This window comes from Tautonia rosea (assembly GCF_012958305.1).
Classification (GTDB): domain Bacteria; phylum Planctomycetota; class Planctomycetia; order Isosphaerales; family Isosphaeraceae; genus Tautonia; species Tautonia rosea.
In genome coordinates this window covers 98505-114605 of sequence record NZ_JABBYO010000006.1, presented here as the reverse complement: position 1 = coordinate 114605, position 16101 = coordinate 98505, and the positions used below count along the sequence as shown (strand labels likewise).

11 protein-coding genes are annotated in these 16101 nt (G+C 65.0%); 7 read left to right on the top strand and 4 right to left on the bottom strand.

Going from position 1 to position 16101, the window contains the following annotated elements; genetic code table 11:
• The first annotated feature begins 200 nt into the window (after positions 1-200).
• Positions 201-611, top strand: a complete 411-nt coding sequence (locus tag HG800_RS12235; protein WP_169976919.1) for a hypothetical protein — start codon at positions 201-203, stop codon at positions 609-611.
• A 144-nt stretch (positions 612-755) separates the two neighbouring features.
• Here the strand turns inward: HG800_RS12235 and HG800_RS12230 are convergent, their stop codons facing one another.
• A complete protein-coding gene (locus HG800_RS12230; protein WP_169976918.1) occupies positions 756-4109 on the bottom strand; it encodes a protein-disulfide reductase DsbD family protein in 3354 nt (1117 codons plus the stop codon).
• Between the two features lie 421 nt (positions 4110-4530).
• Here HG800_RS12230 and HG800_RS12225 point away from each other — a divergent pair, with 421 nt between their 5' ends.
• Positions 4531-5193 carry a fused DSP-PTPase phosphatase/NAD kinase-like protein gene (locus HG800_RS12225; protein WP_169976917.1) on the top strand — a complete coding sequence of 221 codons (663 nt, stop codon included), beginning with the start codon at positions 4531-4533 and terminating at the stop codon, positions 5191-5193.
• Positions 5190-6959, top strand: coding sequence for a hypothetical protein (locus HG800_RS12220; RefSeq protein WP_169976916.1), 1770 nt, complete (start codon positions 5190-5192; stop codon positions 6957-6959). The genes HG800_RS12225 and HG800_RS12220 overlap by 4 nt, the downstream gene beginning before the upstream one ends.
• An 87-nt stretch (positions 6960-7046) precedes the next feature.
• On the opposite strand, the gene purM is transcribed toward HG800_RS12220, so the two are convergent.
• Entirely contained in the window at positions 7047-8147 is a 1101-nt protein-coding gene (gene purM / locus HG800_RS12215) for a phosphoribosylformylglycinamidine cyclo-ligase (RefSeq protein WP_169976915.1), read from the bottom strand.
• Positions 8148-8478: 331 nt separating this feature from the next.
• Between purM and HG800_RS12210 the strand changes: the two genes are divergently transcribed.
• From HG800_RS12210 to HG800_RS12195, 4 genes are all read left to right on the top strand, one after another.
• The gene (locus HG800_RS12210) at positions 8479-8931 is read left to right on the top strand and encodes a cytochrome c (protein ID WP_169976914.1); all 453 of its coding nucleotides are present in this window, start codon (positions 8479-8481) and stop codon (positions 8929-8931) included.
• Between the two features lie 233 nt (positions 8932-9164).
• Entirely contained in the window at positions 9165-10385 is a 1221-nt protein-coding gene (gene trpB, locus HG800_RS12205) for a tryptophan synthase subunit beta (RefSeq protein ID WP_169976913.1), read from the top strand.
• Positions 10386-10392: 7 nt separating this feature from the next.
• Complete coding sequence (locus tag HG800_RS12200; protein WP_169976912.1) at positions 10393-13362, top strand: FG-GAP-like repeat-containing protein; 2970 nt, start codon at positions 10393-10395, stop codon at positions 13360-13362.
• A gap of 140 nt (positions 13363-13502) precedes the next feature.
• The gene (locus HG800_RS12195; protein WP_169976911.1) at positions 13503-14396 is read left to right on the top strand and encodes a hypothetical protein; all 894 of its coding nucleotides are present in this window, start codon (positions 13503-13505) and stop codon (positions 14394-14396) included.
• 102 nt (positions 14397-14498) lie between these two features.
• Here the strand turns inward: HG800_RS12195 and HG800_RS12190 are convergent, their stop codons facing one another.
• Both HG800_RS12190 and HG800_RS12185 read right to left on the bottom strand, forming a co-directional pair.
• Entirely contained in the window at positions 14499-15494 is a 996-nt protein-coding gene (locus HG800_RS12190; RefSeq protein ID WP_169976910.1) for a DUF1559 domain-containing protein, read from the bottom strand.
• 80 nt (positions 15495-15574) lie between these two features.
• Positions 15575-16012 carry a hypothetical protein gene (locus tag HG800_RS12185; protein WP_169976909.1) on the bottom strand — a complete coding sequence of 146 codons (438 nt, stop codon included), beginning with the start codon at positions 16010-16012 and terminating at the stop codon, positions 15575-15577.
• Between the last annotated feature and the right edge of the window lie 89 nt (positions 16013-16101).

The window sequence follows — 16101 nt, the reverse complement described above, 5'->3', positions numbered from 1 at the left end:
ACCCTCTCCCCCGCTTGCGGGGGAGAGGGTCGGAAGGCAGTTTCTCTTGGTTCGCTGGTGGAGACGGATGTCGGGCTTCGCTCGGTGGAAAAGTTGTGGGCGAGGGTCCCGGGCTGGGTGGAGCGGGTGGATCGGTCCCGTTCATGAGGGGACAGGACGCAGGCGGGCGATCGAGGCATGCGAGAGGATGGAGGCATTCCATGTTCGGCTGGTTCCGAAGGCGTCGCGAGCGACATTCGGCACGCGAGGCGGTCGAGGTCGAACCGGGCACGATCCATCAGCACTCGGAGCGTTGCCCGCTCAATGTGCCCGGCCCGTTCTACACGACGGGGCAATGCCTGGCGTGCGAGGCCCCCGAGTTCGAGGCCCCCGACCTGCTTGCACCGTTGAATGATGAGAACATCATTACGCACTTCATCAAGCAGCCGGAAACGGCTGAGGAAATTGAGCGGGCGTGCCGAGCGATTGAGGTCTGCTGCGTGAATGATCTGCGGTACGGCGGCACGGATCGGGCGATCCTCGAACGGCTCGGGAACGATGAGGGGACCTGTGATGTCGTGTTTCGGAATGGACGGCTCGTTTGGAGCAAATCGGCAGGAAAGACGGAGTGAGAACCGACCCGCAACACTCACAGGACATGCGATCGAAGCGGTGAGCAAGGCCCCCAACGAAGCGAAAGGCCCCGGCTCCGATCGGTTTGGATCGAAAGGTGCCGGGGCCGGGGTTTCGTGACGAAATGAGCAGATGTGCGGGAATCACTCGGTCGTCGCGGCGGTCTTGGCGAGGTTGCTGTACTCGGCGAGGCCGCGGTCGAGGTAGGAGACGAACTCGGCAGGCTCGATGTAGCCGCCGCGGGGGGTGACGACGAGTTGCTCGTCGGGGGTGAGGATGACGTAGAGCGGGCTGACCTGCTGGTTGGTCAGCTCGACTTCGAGCATGAGGTTCTGCTCGGCGAGGTCGAATTTCTCGTCGGGAGTGAGGCCGTCGACCGGGACGCGGTCGGTGTAGAGCTGAACGGGAATGAATTGCTCCAGGCGCTGGACGACCTCGGGCCGGGGGATGACGGATTTCTCCATCAAGCGGCAGTTGGCGCAGTTGACGCCGGTGAAGTCGATGAGGACCGGCTTGCCGGTGGCCTTCGCCTGTTCGAGGGCGGCCTCGTAGCTCATGCCCCACCAGACGCCGTGGAAGTTGCGGGCGCGGCGGACGGGGTCGGTCTCGTTGGCGTCCACGATCATCCCGCCGGGGCTGGCACCGCCACCGCCGCCGGTCATGCCACGCTTTTGCATCTGCAAGAGGATGTCCATCTCATCGGCATCGGCCGGAAGCAGGCCGACGACGACTCGGTCGTAAATCTTGCTCTTGGGCGGGTAGCCGAAGAGGGCGGGGGAGAAGTAGAGGCCGAGGCCGAGGAACAGGGTGCCGAACAGAATCCGGCCGGCGCCGACTTGCACGTCGCCGTGGTCGTGGTTCGTCTTGAACATGCCGAGCAGGTAGAGCCCGCAAACGACGGCGATGATGACCCAGGTGGCCAGCAGGACCTGAGCGTCGAGCCAGGCGTCTTCGGGGTTGGCTCCCAGGCTGATCTCGGCGGTGTTGAGGAACTTGAAGGCCGCGCCGATCTCGATGAGCCCGCCGACGACCTTCACGGCGTTCATCCAGTCGCCGCTCTTAGGCATGCTTTGTAAAAGGCCCGGAGCCAAGGCAAGCAGGAAGAAGGGCAAGGCCAGGACCGTGGCGAAGGTCGCCAGACCGATCACCGGGTAGAGGTAGCTGCCGCCGGCCGCCAGCACGAGCAAGGCCCCGACGACCGGGAAAGTGCAGGTGAAGGAGGTGATCGTCAGGGTCAGGGCCATGAACATCACGCCAACCATGCCGCCTCGGGCCTCGCCCTGGGCCGAGGCGTTGAGCAGGAAGTTCGGCAACCGGATCTCGAAGACGCCGAGCAGGCTGAGGCCGAAGGCGATGAACAAACCGGCGACCAGCAGGTTCAGCCAGGCGGCGTTCGCCAGTTGCGAGAGCGACGCGGCGCCGAAGAAGGCCGAGAACAACACACCGACCAGCGTGAACACGCCGATGATCGCCAGGCAGTAGGTCACGGCCAGGCCGGTCGTGCTGCGGTCCTTACGCATCTGCCCCTGCTTGACGAAGAAATTGACGGTGATCGGCACCATCGGCCAGACGCAGGGCATGAGCAGGGCGACCAGACCGCCCAGGGCCGACCAGGCCATGAAGGAGAGCAACCCCTGATCGAGCTTCTCCGCCAGTTCCCCGGTGGCAACGCCGGGGCTGGGGGTGATTGGATCGGCGTCAGATTCGGCTGAGGCATCCGGAGCCACGGGCTCCGTCCTCGCGCTTGAGACTCCTGAAGTAGACGCAAGCGTCGGCGCCGGGGTCGAGCCGTCGCCTTCCAGGACGGTCAAGGTGACGGGAGACAGCGTCACTCGTGCCGGGGGCTTGCAGCTCTTGGGATCGCAGAGCTGAAACTGGATCTGCGTGCGGATCGCTCGCTCACCCGGCGCCGCGTCGGCCGGCACGCGGAGCGGCAGGGTCCAGACGACCTCGTCCTCGAAGTAGTCGTAGGCGAGCACGCCCGAGACTTCCTCGGGCTTGTGGGCCTCGCGGTCCGAGGTCCAGTCGCCCGCCGGTTCCAGACCGGAGAGGCCGAACAGGTCAAAGCGAGTGGGGACGGCAGCCACCCCCTCGGGAATCGTGTCCGAAATCGCGTAGATGTGCCACGTCGGCGCCAGCGAAACCTTGACCTGATAGTTCACCACCTCGCCAGGGCGAGCCTCGACGGGTTCCAGGGCGGTCGAGAAGGTCGCCTCCTTCGGTTGAAGAACCGGAGGAGAATCGCGACGTTCAGGTTGGGCGTCGTCCTGGACGGTCGGAGCCGCAGCAGCGGTTGGTTCAGTGGAAGGGGCGACGGATGCAGGCTCGGCGGGGGCGGGATCAGGAGCGGAGGCCGGGGTTGAGCCGTCGCCTTCAAGGACGGTCAAGCTCACAGGCGGCAGAGTAACGCGGGTCGGGGGCTTGCAGCTCTTGGGATCGCAGAGCTGAAACTGGATCTGCGTCTGGATCGTTCGCTCACCTGGCGATGCGTCGGCCGGCACGCGGAGCGGCAGGGTCCAGACGACCTCGTCCTCGAAGTAGTCGTAGGCGAGCACGCCCGAGACTTCCTCGGGCTTGTGGGCCTCGCGGTCCGAGGTCCAGTCGCCCGCCGGTTCCAGACCGGAGAGGCCGAACAGGTCAAAGCGAGTGGGGACGGCAGCCACCCCCTCGGGAATCGTGTCCGAAATCGCGTAGATGTGCCACGTCGGCGCCAGCGAAACCTTGACCTGATAGTTCACCACCTCGCCAGGGCGAGCCTCGACGGGTGCGATCGTTGTTTCGAACTGGGCTTCTTTTGGCTGGAGGACCGGGGGGGAGTCTCGGCGCTCGGGCTGGGGATCATCCTGGGGAGCGACGAGCAGCGGGGCGAACAGGCCGAGGAGCGACGAAGCGGGGCGATTGAGCCCAGCCTGGGCCTTGTCGGAGAGAATCGTCAGGGTCGCGGTCGGAACGGTGCGACGGGTCGGGGGCTTGCAGACCGAGTCATCGCAAAGCTGGAAGAAGACCTGAGTCTGAAGCTCGACCGCTCCGGCCTGGGCGTCATTGGGGACGCGGAGGGTGCGCGTCCAGGTGACGCTCCCCTCGTGATACGAGAAGCTGAGCACGCTGGAGTTCGGGTCACTCGCCTTCGGGGGCTGCGAGGGGGTCCATCCCTTCTTGCTCGGTTCGAGACCGCCGAGAGCGAACTGTTCGAAGCGGGTGGGGAGGACGGAAACGCCTTCGGGAATCTCCTCGGCGTGGGCGTAGAGATGCCAGGAATCTTTGATCTTCGCGGTAATGGCGTAGGTGACGGTCTCGCCGGGCCGGGCTTGGGGAGGCTCGACGGTCGCGGTGAAGGCGACTTCCCTGGGCTGGAGCGGCGCGGGGGAGTCGCTCCGGGTCGGCTTCGGATCGTCGGCCGAGGCTGAGGCGATGGCCGGGGCGGAAACAGAAACCATCAGCAGGGCGAGGATCAGGCCACCGACCGTCAGGGGCCGGAACCTTCGGGCGATTCGCATCGCGTCGTGCCTCCCGGGCGAGAGTCGAACGAATAAAGGGGCTCGGGGAGGATCGGTCGGTCCGATCTCCGGCCCATTCGAACCAATTCGTTGTATCCTAGCGGGCGTTCCGTCGCGGCCACAACCCGACCGAAGCCGGGGATCGTGGTCTGGCCTCCCTGTACGATCGCCGTTCGGAGTTTGTGCGATCGTTTGCGCCAGGCGTGGGAGAGGGAGGTGCCCCGACCATAGCAGTTGGGCGATCCGGGTTGACCGTTCGGAAGGATCGGCCTACGATCCGCGTCCCGCCGGGCGTGGAATCGGAGCGGAACGCCCCTGCGCCAACGCACCTCGAAGCCCCCCCTTTCGCGAGACGATCGTTCCCGGCGGCTTGTGGATGACTCATCGACGCTCGAAGGGCGAATCGGGGAGGCGATTTCCAATGCGCATTGCGATGGCCGCGGCACTGACGGCGGTCGTCGCCGGGGTGGCGACCTGGCTGACGATCGAGGTGCAGAACAACCGCCTGGTCTGGGATCACTTCGACGTGGTCACGCCCGGGGTGCTCTACCGGAGCGGCCAGCTCAACCCCGAGCAGTTGGCCGAGGCGATCGAGCTGTACTCGTTGCGGACGGTGGTCAGCTTCCATCTGCCGGGGCCGAATGTCGACGCCGAGCGTCGGCTGGTCGAGCGGCTCGGGGCCGAGTTCATCAACCTGCCGATGCCCGGCGACGGCTTCGGCCGCGAGGAGCAGTTTCGCCAGGTGATGGAGGCCATCGACGACCCGATGCGGCATCCGGTGCTCGTCCACTGCGCCCGAGGGACCTGCCGAACCGGAGCGATGGTCGCCCTGTACCGGATGGAACGGCAAGGCTGGACGCTTGATGATGTCGCGGCCGAGCTGGAGCGGCAAGGCTATCGCGAAGGTTGGCTCTGCGGCTACGTTTACGGCATGATCGATCACTGGCCGACAGACTCCTTCCCGGGCATTCCCGACCGGTCGGGCCAGACGCCTTCGGGCGATTCGAGTGCCGAGCCAACCGCACCGGGAGCGACCTTCGCCAAGGCGGATCACGGGCACGAGCACGGAGGAACGACCCGATGAGCCAGGCAGCAACTACCCGGACCCCCGAGATCATCGCCCCCCCGCGGCGCCACCGGGCCGATCAGCCGACCGAAAGCTCTCCGTTTCAGGGGGTCCGGCTGACCACGACCCTCGTCGTGGCGATCATTACGGTCTTCACCTTGCTCGGCGCCGGGAGGCTCGACCTGGGGCCGCTGGAAGCGCGACTCGGGATGGCCTCGGGAGAGCGGATCGGGCCGTTCGGCCTGGTGTACGGGGCCTGGGAGCCAGGATTACTGCCGGCTCGGCTCGTGCCAAGCCAGCTCTGGGCCTGGTTTTACGGCGGAGTGACCGCGACGGCCGCGTCTGTGCGGTGGCCGGAGGCGATTGCGGCGGCGTTGATCGCCCTGGTCGCATCGCGACGCGTGGGGGCGGTGTTGGGGAATCGGGCGGCCATCCTCGCGGCGCTCACGACCGCCGGGACCGTGGCAATGATCGACCGATCGGCGGCCGGGCTCGGCCTGCTCGACGGGGCAATCGCCTGGCTCGTGTACGGTGTGACGGGCAGTTACGCCTTGATGATCAAGCCAATCGTGCCCGACCTGAACCTGATTGCCGGCCTGGGAGCAGTGCTGGCGCTCGATCGGCTCCGATCACGAGGGCCGGATCTCGCGGTCGGTCTGCTGGCGGGGGTTGCCAGTCTGGCCGGTGGCTGGCCGATGCTGGCCGTCGTGGCGGTGCCGTCGTTCGTGCTCGGCTCGAAGGAAGGGGCGAAGCCGGGGCGGGCGGTTGTTGGAGCATTGGCGATCGGCCTTGCCTGGTCGGTCTGGGCCTGGTCGACCGCTCGGTTCGAAGCCTGGGCCGCGGCGGTCGCCTTGCCTCTGGTGAAGGGGCCGACCTGGACGCTGGCCCTCTGGGTGCTGGCGTATGCCTTGCCATGGTCGACCCTGGCAGTCTTGCCCGCGTTCCGATCGATCCGGGATGGATGGTCGGAGGAAGGGAAGACGTTTGTCCTCGACTGGCTGAAGATCGTCGGGGCACTGGCGCTGGCCGGGACCTTGATTCCGGGGCTTGGCAACGCGGCTCGGGTGCCAATTCTGTTGGGCCTGGCGATGGCGTCGGCCGCAGGCCTGGAGCGGGTGATCGGCGACTGGTCGAGCCTGTCGAAGGGGGCGAAGCGAACCTTCTGGACGGCAACCATCGCGGGGACGGTCGGCTGGGCCGCGCTGGCCTCGCCGATTTTCGGGTACGTGGCGGCGGCGATCGGGGCGTATCGGTCACTGGCGATCGTCCTGATCGGCGTGGCGCTGATCGCGCCGGCGGTGGCGCTGGCGGGCCAAACAAAAGCGAGGCCGATCCTCGGGGTGCTCGCGATGGTCCTGGTCTGCCTGGGGTTGAAGCTGGCGCACTGGGGGGTGATCGTCCCCGAGTGGAATTACCGGGCGAGCCAGGGGCCCTGGGGGCGCGCCATCGGTCAGTGGATGCCGAGGACCGCGACGCTCTACTTCATCAACGCGACGACGTTCAACCCGGGTATCCCCGATCGGGACCGATGGCCGGCGGACCTGGCCTTCCACACCGGGCGAAAGGTGCGCCAGATTCCGGCCCCCGAGGCGTTGGACGTCGAACCGCGCGGGCGGTCGCCGCATTTCGTCTTGCTGCACCCCTCGGAATTCGAGCGATGGCCCAAGACGGCCCCGCCCATCCAACTCGTCCGGACCTTGCAGGACCGGACGGGTGAGCCTCGGGTGCTGGCCAGAACCGAGGGGCCGATGTATCCCGATCGGCGGAAAGAGCTGGGCGAGTAACTCGCCGAGCGAAGGTCAGACGACCATTGAAACGGGCCGAGCATGGCAAGTGCTCGGCCCGTGTTGCGTGATACGTTCCGCAAACCGTTACTCGGACCATCGGACCGAACGCTCGCCGGGCTCGACCTCGCCGATGACCCAGGCGGGGACGCCCGCCTCGGTGCGGAGGTAGCGGGCGATGGCCTCGGCGTAGTAGTCGGCCACGATCAGGACGAGGCCGATGCCCATGTTGAAGACGCGGAAGGCTTCATCGTCGGGCAGATGGCCGAGGGAGCGGAGCCAGCCGAAGACGGGGGGAATCTCCCACGATCCGCGCTGAAGCCGGATCGACAGGCCTTCGGGCAGGACCCGCGGAGGGTTGTCGATCAGGCCGCCGCCGGTGATGTGGGCGATCGCGTGGACGATCCGCTTGACCCGGTAGTGGCGGTAGACGGTCTTCATTGCCTTGACGTAGATGCGGGTCGGCTCCAGAAACTCGTCGGCCACGGTGCGGCCGAGTTTCGGGACGTACGAATCGGGTTTCAAACCGGCCACGTCGAAGGCGAGCTTGCGGGCCAGGCTGTAGCCGTTCGAATGCAGGCCCGAGCTGGCCAGGCCGACCACCTTGTCGCCGGCCCGGACTTCCGAGCCGTCGAGGATCTGCTTGCGATCGACCACGCCAAGGGAGAACCCGGCCAGGTCGTACTCTCCCGAGTGGTAGAAGTCGGGCAGGATGGCCGTCTCGCCACCGAGCAAGGCGCACTCGGCCTGCATGCAGCCGTCGGAGATGCCCTGGACGATCCGGCGGGTCAGATCGGGATCGTCTCGGCTCATGGCCACGTAGTCGAGGAAAAGGAGCGGCTCGGCCCCGGCGCAGAGACAGTCGTTGACGGACATCGCCACCAGATCGATGCCAACGGTTTCGTGCCGGTTGGTGGCAAAGGCCAGTTTGAGCTTCGTGCCGACGCCGTCGGTCGAGGCCACAAGCACAGGATCGTGATAGGTCCGGGTCAGGAGCCGGATCTTGTCGTCGAGCCGGAACAGACCGGCGAAGCCCCCCGGCCATTCGATCACCCGGGGGGTGTAGGTCCGGCGCAGCAAGGGGGGGATCTGACGCATGGTTTCTTCGTAGGCGTCGAGATCGACCCCGGCGGATTTGTAGTCGATCGGCTTCGGCTTCGGCTCGGGATCGGATTCAGGGTCGGGCATGGGCGGTCGGTCCGGGTCAGTCGTGCGTGCGGTGCCGTCCGGGTCGGGCTGCGCCGGTCCGGGCCAGGGCGGGGAAAACGGTCGAACGGGCCGGTTGGCAACGCGAAAAAACCAAGTGTACCAGACAGCCGACGACTCGGGGACGGGGCGGTCGGCGGGTTCGGGGCGCTTGCATCTGGTGGCCTGGGGGTTTATGGTGACTAGACTGCCAGAAGATCTGCTTCGAGGCGGCGGCCGAGGATTTTCGTGCGCGGTTGTCGTCTTTCTGCCGAACGAACGCAATCCTGCCTGTTGCACGAATGAACTCTCAGACCCCTGGAGACCTTGACCGATGAAGTTGCGCAAGTGGCTCGCGCTGGCCGCCAGCGTCTCGCTCGTTGCCGCCCTGTCGGCCGGCCTCTCGGCCGCGACCGTGCTGGAGGAGGAGGAGACGCTCCATGAGATGATGGAGAAAGTCAGCGCCGCCAACAACAAGATCAACCGCTACCTTCGCACCCCGGTTTCGTTCAAGAAGTCGCAGGAAGACGCCCTGACCGAAGCGAAGCTTTTGCTTGAACTGGGAAAGAAGTCTCGCGACAACGAAGAAGCGCTCGACAAGGCCAAGGATGTCGAAAATCCGAAAGAGGCCTGGGTCAAGCTGATGGACGAGATGAACACGCATCTCGAAACCTTGATCGAGAAGGTCGAGGCCGGCGACCAGACCGAGTCGAAGAACGCCCACACCGAGGTCAAGAAGTCGTGCGCCGAGTGCCACAAGGTCTTCCGCGTCGAAGACGACTTCTGAGCCAGGCATTCACGACTCTGGTCAGGCGATCTGCCTGATTGCGCCCCCATCCTCACGGCCTGCGGCCCGACCCCGAGTTTTCGGTCGGATCGCGGGCCGTGTGCGTTTGCCGGGCGAAGCGACCTGGGAAGGGAACGGTCCGATCGGCTTGACCCAGGCAGGATGACTCCGAAACAATGGGATGCATCGCCCGCCCGGTCGATTTCGCAGAATCTGGAAGGATGTGCTCGCGCATGGCCACGTCTACCGCCACCGACCCCCGGCAACTTCCCGACGCCCTCGGACGCTTCGGCCCCTTCGGCGGCCGCTTCGTGCCCGAGACGCTCATCGACGCCCTGAACCAACTGGCCGAGGCGTATGAGACGATCAAGACCGATCCGGGCTTCTGGCAGGAGATGAACGACCTGCTGACGAACTACGTCGGCCGCCCCTCGCCCCTCTACTTCGCCAAACGCCTGTCTGCGATGGTCGGCGGGGCCGACATCTATCTGAAGCGCGAGGACCTGAACCACACCGGCGCGCACAAGATCAACAACGGGATCGGCCAGGTCTTGCTCGCGCAGCGGATGGGCAAGAAACGGGTGATCGCCGAGACCGGGGCCGGTCAGCACGGCGTGGCCACGGCCACCGCCTGCGCGTTGACGGGCCTCGAATGCACCGTGTACATGGGTGAGGAGGACATCCGCCGCCAGAAGCTCAACGTCTTCAACATGCGGACGATGGGGGCGAAAGTCGTTCCCGTGACGACCGGCTCAAGGACCCTCCGAGACGCCACGAACGAGGCGATGCGCGACTGGATGGGATCGTCGGCCGAGACGCATTACACGATCGGATCGGTCGTCGGCCCGCACCCGTTCCCGATGATCGTCCGAGACTTCCAGTCGGTCATTGGCAAAGAGGCGAGGCAGCAGTGCCTCGACCGCATCGGTCGGTTGCCCGATGCCGTGGTGGCCTGTGTCGGCGGCGGTTCAAACGCCGCGGGGATGTTTTTCCCGTTCATTGGTGATGACGGGGTCGAGCTGATCGGCGCCGAGGCCGGCGGGCACAACTCGAACCTCGGCCAGCACGCCTCCAGCCTCACGCAAGGGCAGCCCGGTGTCCTGCACGGCAGCTTCAGCTACGTTTTGCAGGACGACGAGGGGCAGACGAGCGACGTGCACTCGATCTCGGCCGGGCTCGACTACCCGGGCGTCGGCCCCGAGCATAGCTACTGGAAGGACATCGGCCGCGTCCGATACGAGGCGATCACCGATGCCGAAGCCCTTGAGGCCTACACCACCCTGGCCCGCCGCGAAGGGATCCTGCCGGCATTGGAGTCGAGCCACGCGGTCTCGCAGGCGATGAAGGAAGCCGAACGGCTCGGACCGGGAAAGGTGGTGGTCATCTGCCTCTCGGGCCGAGGGGACAAGGACGCTTACGAAATCGCCCGCATTCGCGGCGAACCGATGGATTGACCCGCTCGTGATTCGCCGCGCTGCCCTCATCGTCCGTGGGTCGCTGCTGGGGATCGCTCTGGCGATCGTCGGTCTTTGGATCGCGTATGGTGCGGTTCAACGCGGGCAAGCGCGGCAGTTTGAGGCCCAGGTCGATCAGGCCGGGGCCGACCTGGAGGCCGGGCGGTTCGACCCGGCCCGAAACGCGCTTCGCCGCCTGGTCGACGAGCGGCCCGATCACCTTCGGGCCGCCTATTACCTGGGCCTCGCCGAGCGGGAACTCGGCGATCCCAGGGCCGCGATCATCGCCTGGGATGGACTCCTGGAGCGTGACGGGGAATTCGGCCCCCGGGCGGCGCTGGCCACAGCTCGACTCTTGATCGATGAGGGGCATCTTGCCTGGGCGGAATTGATCCTCCGTCGCGCGATCGACGACCCGGTCGAGGGATTCTTGCCTGAGACGCTCGCCATGCTCCGCGAGCAACTCGTGCGGCTCTTGCTCCTGACCGGACGGCGCGACGAGACAAGGCCCGTACTGGAGGCGGTCTGGACCGAGGCGATCAAACAGCCCCCCGGCCGGGAATGGGAGGGGGTGTCGTCGCCGCGCGACCTGCTTCGGCAATGGTGCACGGTGGACCTGGAACCGCCTCCGATTGAAGAACAGCGCGAACAGTTGGAGGCAGCCTTCGCACGGTTTCCGGAGGACGATCGGGTCTGGCTCGGGTTGCTCCACCTGGCGGTTGAGGAAGGCCGGCTTGACGTGGCCGATCGCTGGCTTGAGCAATGCCTTGAGCGTCGCGGCGATGACCCGGCCGTTCGGGTCGCCCAGCTTCGCCTGGCGAGGGCTCGGGGAGATGAGGAGGGGGCCAAGAACGCCCTGGAACATCTGCCCGAAGATCGGCTGTCTCCGGCCCGGTTGATGGCGATCGAAGCATGGTTCGCCGAACGCAGGGGCGATCTCGACGCGACGCGATCGGCCCTCGATCGCCTTTTGGAGCGTGATCCGGAGAACGCTGAGGCGCTGGAACGCCTGGCGGAATGCCTCGTTCGATTGGGTGAGGCGGAGAAGGCCGCCGCCGTTCGGGCTCGAAAAGCAACGCTTGATGACGTGCTCAATCGCTATCGAGATCGCCACTTCACGGCAGACCTGATCGAGGAAGGGCCGCAACTCGCCCAATGGGCCGAGACGCTGGGACGTCAGTTCGAAGCCGAGGCCTGGTGGACCCTGATCGCCCGAGCCCGAGGGCATGACGACGTTTCGCGAGCGGCGCTGGTTCGGCTTCGGGAAGTCAACGCCAACCGCGAAGTCGGAACCGACCCGACCCTGGCCGACCTGCGAGCGTTTGTCGCGGCCGGTTCGGGGTCGGAGGGCTCGAACGATCGGGATCTCGGCACGTCTCGTTCGGTTCGCTTCGTTGATACCGGACGAGAAGCCGGGCTCGACTTCGTCCACGACCCCGGCCAGACATCCGATCGGCAACTCCCCGAAACGATGAGCGGAGGCGTCGCCCTGCTTGACGCGGACGGCGATGGCTGGCTCGACATCTTCGCCGTGCAAGGGGGGCCGCTGAAAAACCGCGAAGGATTGCCTCCGGGATCGGGCGACCGGCTCTATCGGAATCAAGGGGACGGAACCTTCGAGGACATCACCCAATCAAGCGGACTGGGAGGAGCAGCCGGCTACGGGATCGGTGCGGCGGTCGGTGATCTGGACAACGACGGCCATCCCGACCTGCTCGTGACCCGGCTCGGGAGCGGATCGCTGTACCGGAATCAAGGGGACGGAACCTTCGAGGACATCACCCAATCAAGCGGACTGGACACGCTCGACGGTTGGCCGACCTCGGCGGCGTTCGCGGACATTGACACCGATGGTGATCTTGATCTCTATATTACACGATACGTTATCTGGGACGTGGAGAACCCGATCCGCTGTCAGCGGGAAGACGGATCGTTCTCCTATTGTCATCCGCTTGCCTTGACGGCGCAGCAGGATCGGCTCTATCGAAATGACGACGGCCACTTCGTAGACATCTCAGACGAGGCGGGGATTCAAGTCGCCGAGCCGGGTCGGGGGCTGGGCGTGGTGGCGACCGACCTCGACGGGGACGGCCGGATCGATTTCGCCGTGGCCAACGATGCGACGGCAAATTTCTTCTTCCGCAATCGGGGCGACGGCACCTTCGAAGAAGTGGGCGAAGCGGCAGGCCTGGCCGCCAACGCCCAGGGGGGCTATCAGGCAGGGATGGGAATTGCCTGCGGCGACCTGAACGGCGACGGCCGGATTGATCTGCTCGTGACGAACTTCTTCGGCGAGGGAACGACGTATTACGAGAACCTCGGCGATGGCCAGTTCTTCGACCGATCGGCCTCCATCGGCCTCTTGACGGCATCGCGGTCGTTGCTGGGATTCGGCACGGCGTTGATGGATGTAAACAACGACGGTGATCTCGATCTGTTCACCGTGAATGGTCATGTCGATGACTTTCGCCCCCAGTACCCGTATGCGATGCCGACGCAATTGCTCCTGAACGACGGCCAGGGGAGGTTTGTTCCGCTCGCTGATCCGACCGCAGAGCCGTGGGGCATCCCACGGCTGGGTCGAGGATTAGCGATCGGGGATGTGGATCGCGACGGCCGCATCGATGCGGTCGCCCAGTTTCAGGGAGAACCCTTGGGGTTGTTTCTGAACCGAATCGACGAGGCGGGGCACGCGATTGCTCTGAAGCTTGAAGGAACGCGTTCCAATCGTGATGCGATCGGCGCGGTCTGTACGGTCTGGGCGGAAGGAAGGCGGTGGGTAGTGCCTCGAGTTGGTGGCGGCAGCTATCAGTCGGCATCGAGCCCCTGGCTGCACGTCGGGCTTGGTGAAGCCACTCGGGTCGATCGCCTGGAGATCGCCTGGCCTTCGGGCTTGAGGGAGACGATCGAGGGGTTGGAGGTCGATCAACGCTTCCTGGTGCGTGAAGGGGACGCGCGGGCTGATCGACACCCTTGAGTCTGATCCGGGTTCCGAGACGGTCGGTTAACGCCTGCCGGTCGCGTTGCGGGGCGAGGGCCAGTACAATCCTGACGGATGTTGGCCGGCGTTCGCGGTCTGGATGTCGCCCCAAACACTTCAACATTCAGGATTCATCAATGCGTGTTCTCAAGGGATTCCTGGCCTGTGCCCTGCTGGCGGCGGGCTGTTCGTCTCAATCGGCCGAGCGAGCGGCCATTGAAGCCGCCGGAGGGACCATCGAGCTGGCCGAGGATGGCTCGGTGTCTCTGATCAATTTTGACGGCAAGTCGATCGGCGACGCAGAGCTGGCGAACGTCGGCGCAGTCACGACAGTGAGTTCCGTCTTCCTTGGGGGAACCGAAGTCACAGACGACGGGCTGGCGAATCTGAAAACGCTGGAGAATCTGTCGTGGCTCGATCTGAGCAAAACGGCGATTACGGATGAAGGACTCGGCGCACTGAGCGGCCTGCAGCGATTGACCGTCTTGAATCTTTCGGGAACGGGCATTACCGACGCCGGTCTGGAGCAGCTCAACGGCCTGTCACAGCTTCGAGAGTTGAATCTCAGTGGCACGAGAGTCACGGATGAGGGGCTGAAGGCCCTGGCTCCGCTCACACAGCTGAGCACGCTCCGCCTGACCAACACCGGCGTTTCGGGTCCGGGACTGGCCGATCTGGCACCGATTGAAGGACTCACAACGCTCTACGTTGACGGGCTGCCAATCACCGACGAGGGGGTTGTCTACCTGAAGGAGATTCCGCAGGTCAGCAGCCTCTATCTGAGCGACACGACGATTACCGATGAGGCGGTTCCGGTGCTCTCCGAACTCAAGAACCTCAGTTATCTCTATCTGGATCGGACCTACATCACCGAAAACGGGGCCGATGAGCTGACCTCGGCGCTGCCGGACACAATTATCCCTCCGCGAGAGATCCGGGCCGACAGCGAAGACTACCAGGCACCGGACAGCGAGACGGGAGTGGAGTCTGCCGACCCTGACAACGACACCGAAAGTGGCGAACAGCCCTGAGTCCCTGACAAGAACTGGCAATGCAACGAGCCCGCCCAGGTCGAAGCTGACCCGGGCGGGCTCGTTGATGCATGGTCCGCCATCAGGCGGATCAAGCGACGCTCAGAACTGGTCGGCGCTGATGACCTCACCACCGTTGGTGGTGCTCAGGCTCCGCCAAACGAAGACGTTGATCGTGTCCTTGACGAACTTGACGCTGCCATCCGCCATGGCGGCGTTGACGCCACCGGGGTGATAGCTGCGGGCGGCGAAGGTCTTGTCCAGCTCAGAGGTGACCGGGGTGCACGGAGGGTTGGGCGGCTGGCGGTTGCACCAGAAGTCGTCGATGACGTCCGGGGACCGGCTGTTGGGGGTCAGGAAGCCGTTGAAGCCAACGGCATCGCCCCACTGGGTAAAGCCGCGGAGGTCTCGGCCGTTGGCGATGATTGCCTCGGAGACGAGCAGGGTGTTGCTCAGGCCGTCCTTGATCGACGAGAAGCCAACAACCTTGCGGGTGGTGCGGCCAGGGTAGTACTGCGGAGCGATGTCGATGTTGGGCGAACCCATGTCATAGAACGGAGCACCACCGAAGTTGATGCCGAAGGCAGGCATGTTCAACTGAGAGACGGTGGTGTTGCCCATGTTGATGACGTAGTTGCGGTACTTGCACTCGAAGCGCATCCCGTTGACGGTCGCCGTGATGGGGTTGGCCGGGTTCGACCCCGAGTCGCTCGGGCAGAGATAGGCCGAGATGTCGAGGTTCGCAACGGTGCGGTTCACCGCACCGAAGTAGCGGTGCGAGCCGTCGGGACCATTGACGTTGTTGCCGTCGAAGTTGAAGGCGTTGTAGGCGGAAATCTGCTCGATCTGAGGCAGAATGAACAGCTGCCACGTGCCCCAGCAGCATCCCTTGCGGCCGGGGGCCAGGGAGCCGAAGGTGTCGTGATAGTTGTGCATCGCCAGGGCGACTTGCTTGAGATTATTGGTGCACTGCGCACGACGAGCGGCCTCTCGGGCCGACTGCACCGCCGGCAGCAGCAAAGCGATCAAAACGCCGATGATCGCGATAACGACAAGAAGCTCGATGAGGGTAAATCCCTTACGGAAACGATTTCGCATAAGTAAAAATCTCCGAAGCCTGCATGAAATGAAACGAGAACACGTCTCACCGAACCGACAGGGTCCGGTGAGCCACCGAATCAATCCGAGGTCAACTCGAAATTGATGGGTTCGTTGGACCCTGACGCCACGGTTGCGGTCAGCGTGGTCTGCGAGTTGTACTTCCGGGGCACTTTTTCCTCGGGGGGAGGAAGATAGGTATCGCCCGGGGCCTGACCGGCCGGGGGCTCAACCATTTCACCACCCGAGGAGTTGATCACCACGCGATACTCGCCCGGGACCGGTCCGGTTTGTGAGCTAAAGGTGTACGTCCCGTTGACGATCTCGGTAGCCGTCGAGGTTTCCGCGGTGGCTGAAGCCGGATCAAAGGTGATCAGGCCTGTTTCCAGCGGTTGCCCGTCAAGGGTCACGGTGCCCGTCACCGCCTGGCGATCGAGCCCGTCACCCCCTCCACAGCCCGCGACGGAGATCGTCAGCGCCAGCAGGGCCATTGTCGCGACTTGATGTGATCGAATCATTCGGATTCCGCATTCGGTCATGAATCGCTGCCTTCAGAATGTCTCAACCGTTCGATGTCCGGAACTACCCGGAGATCGAAGCCAGCGAA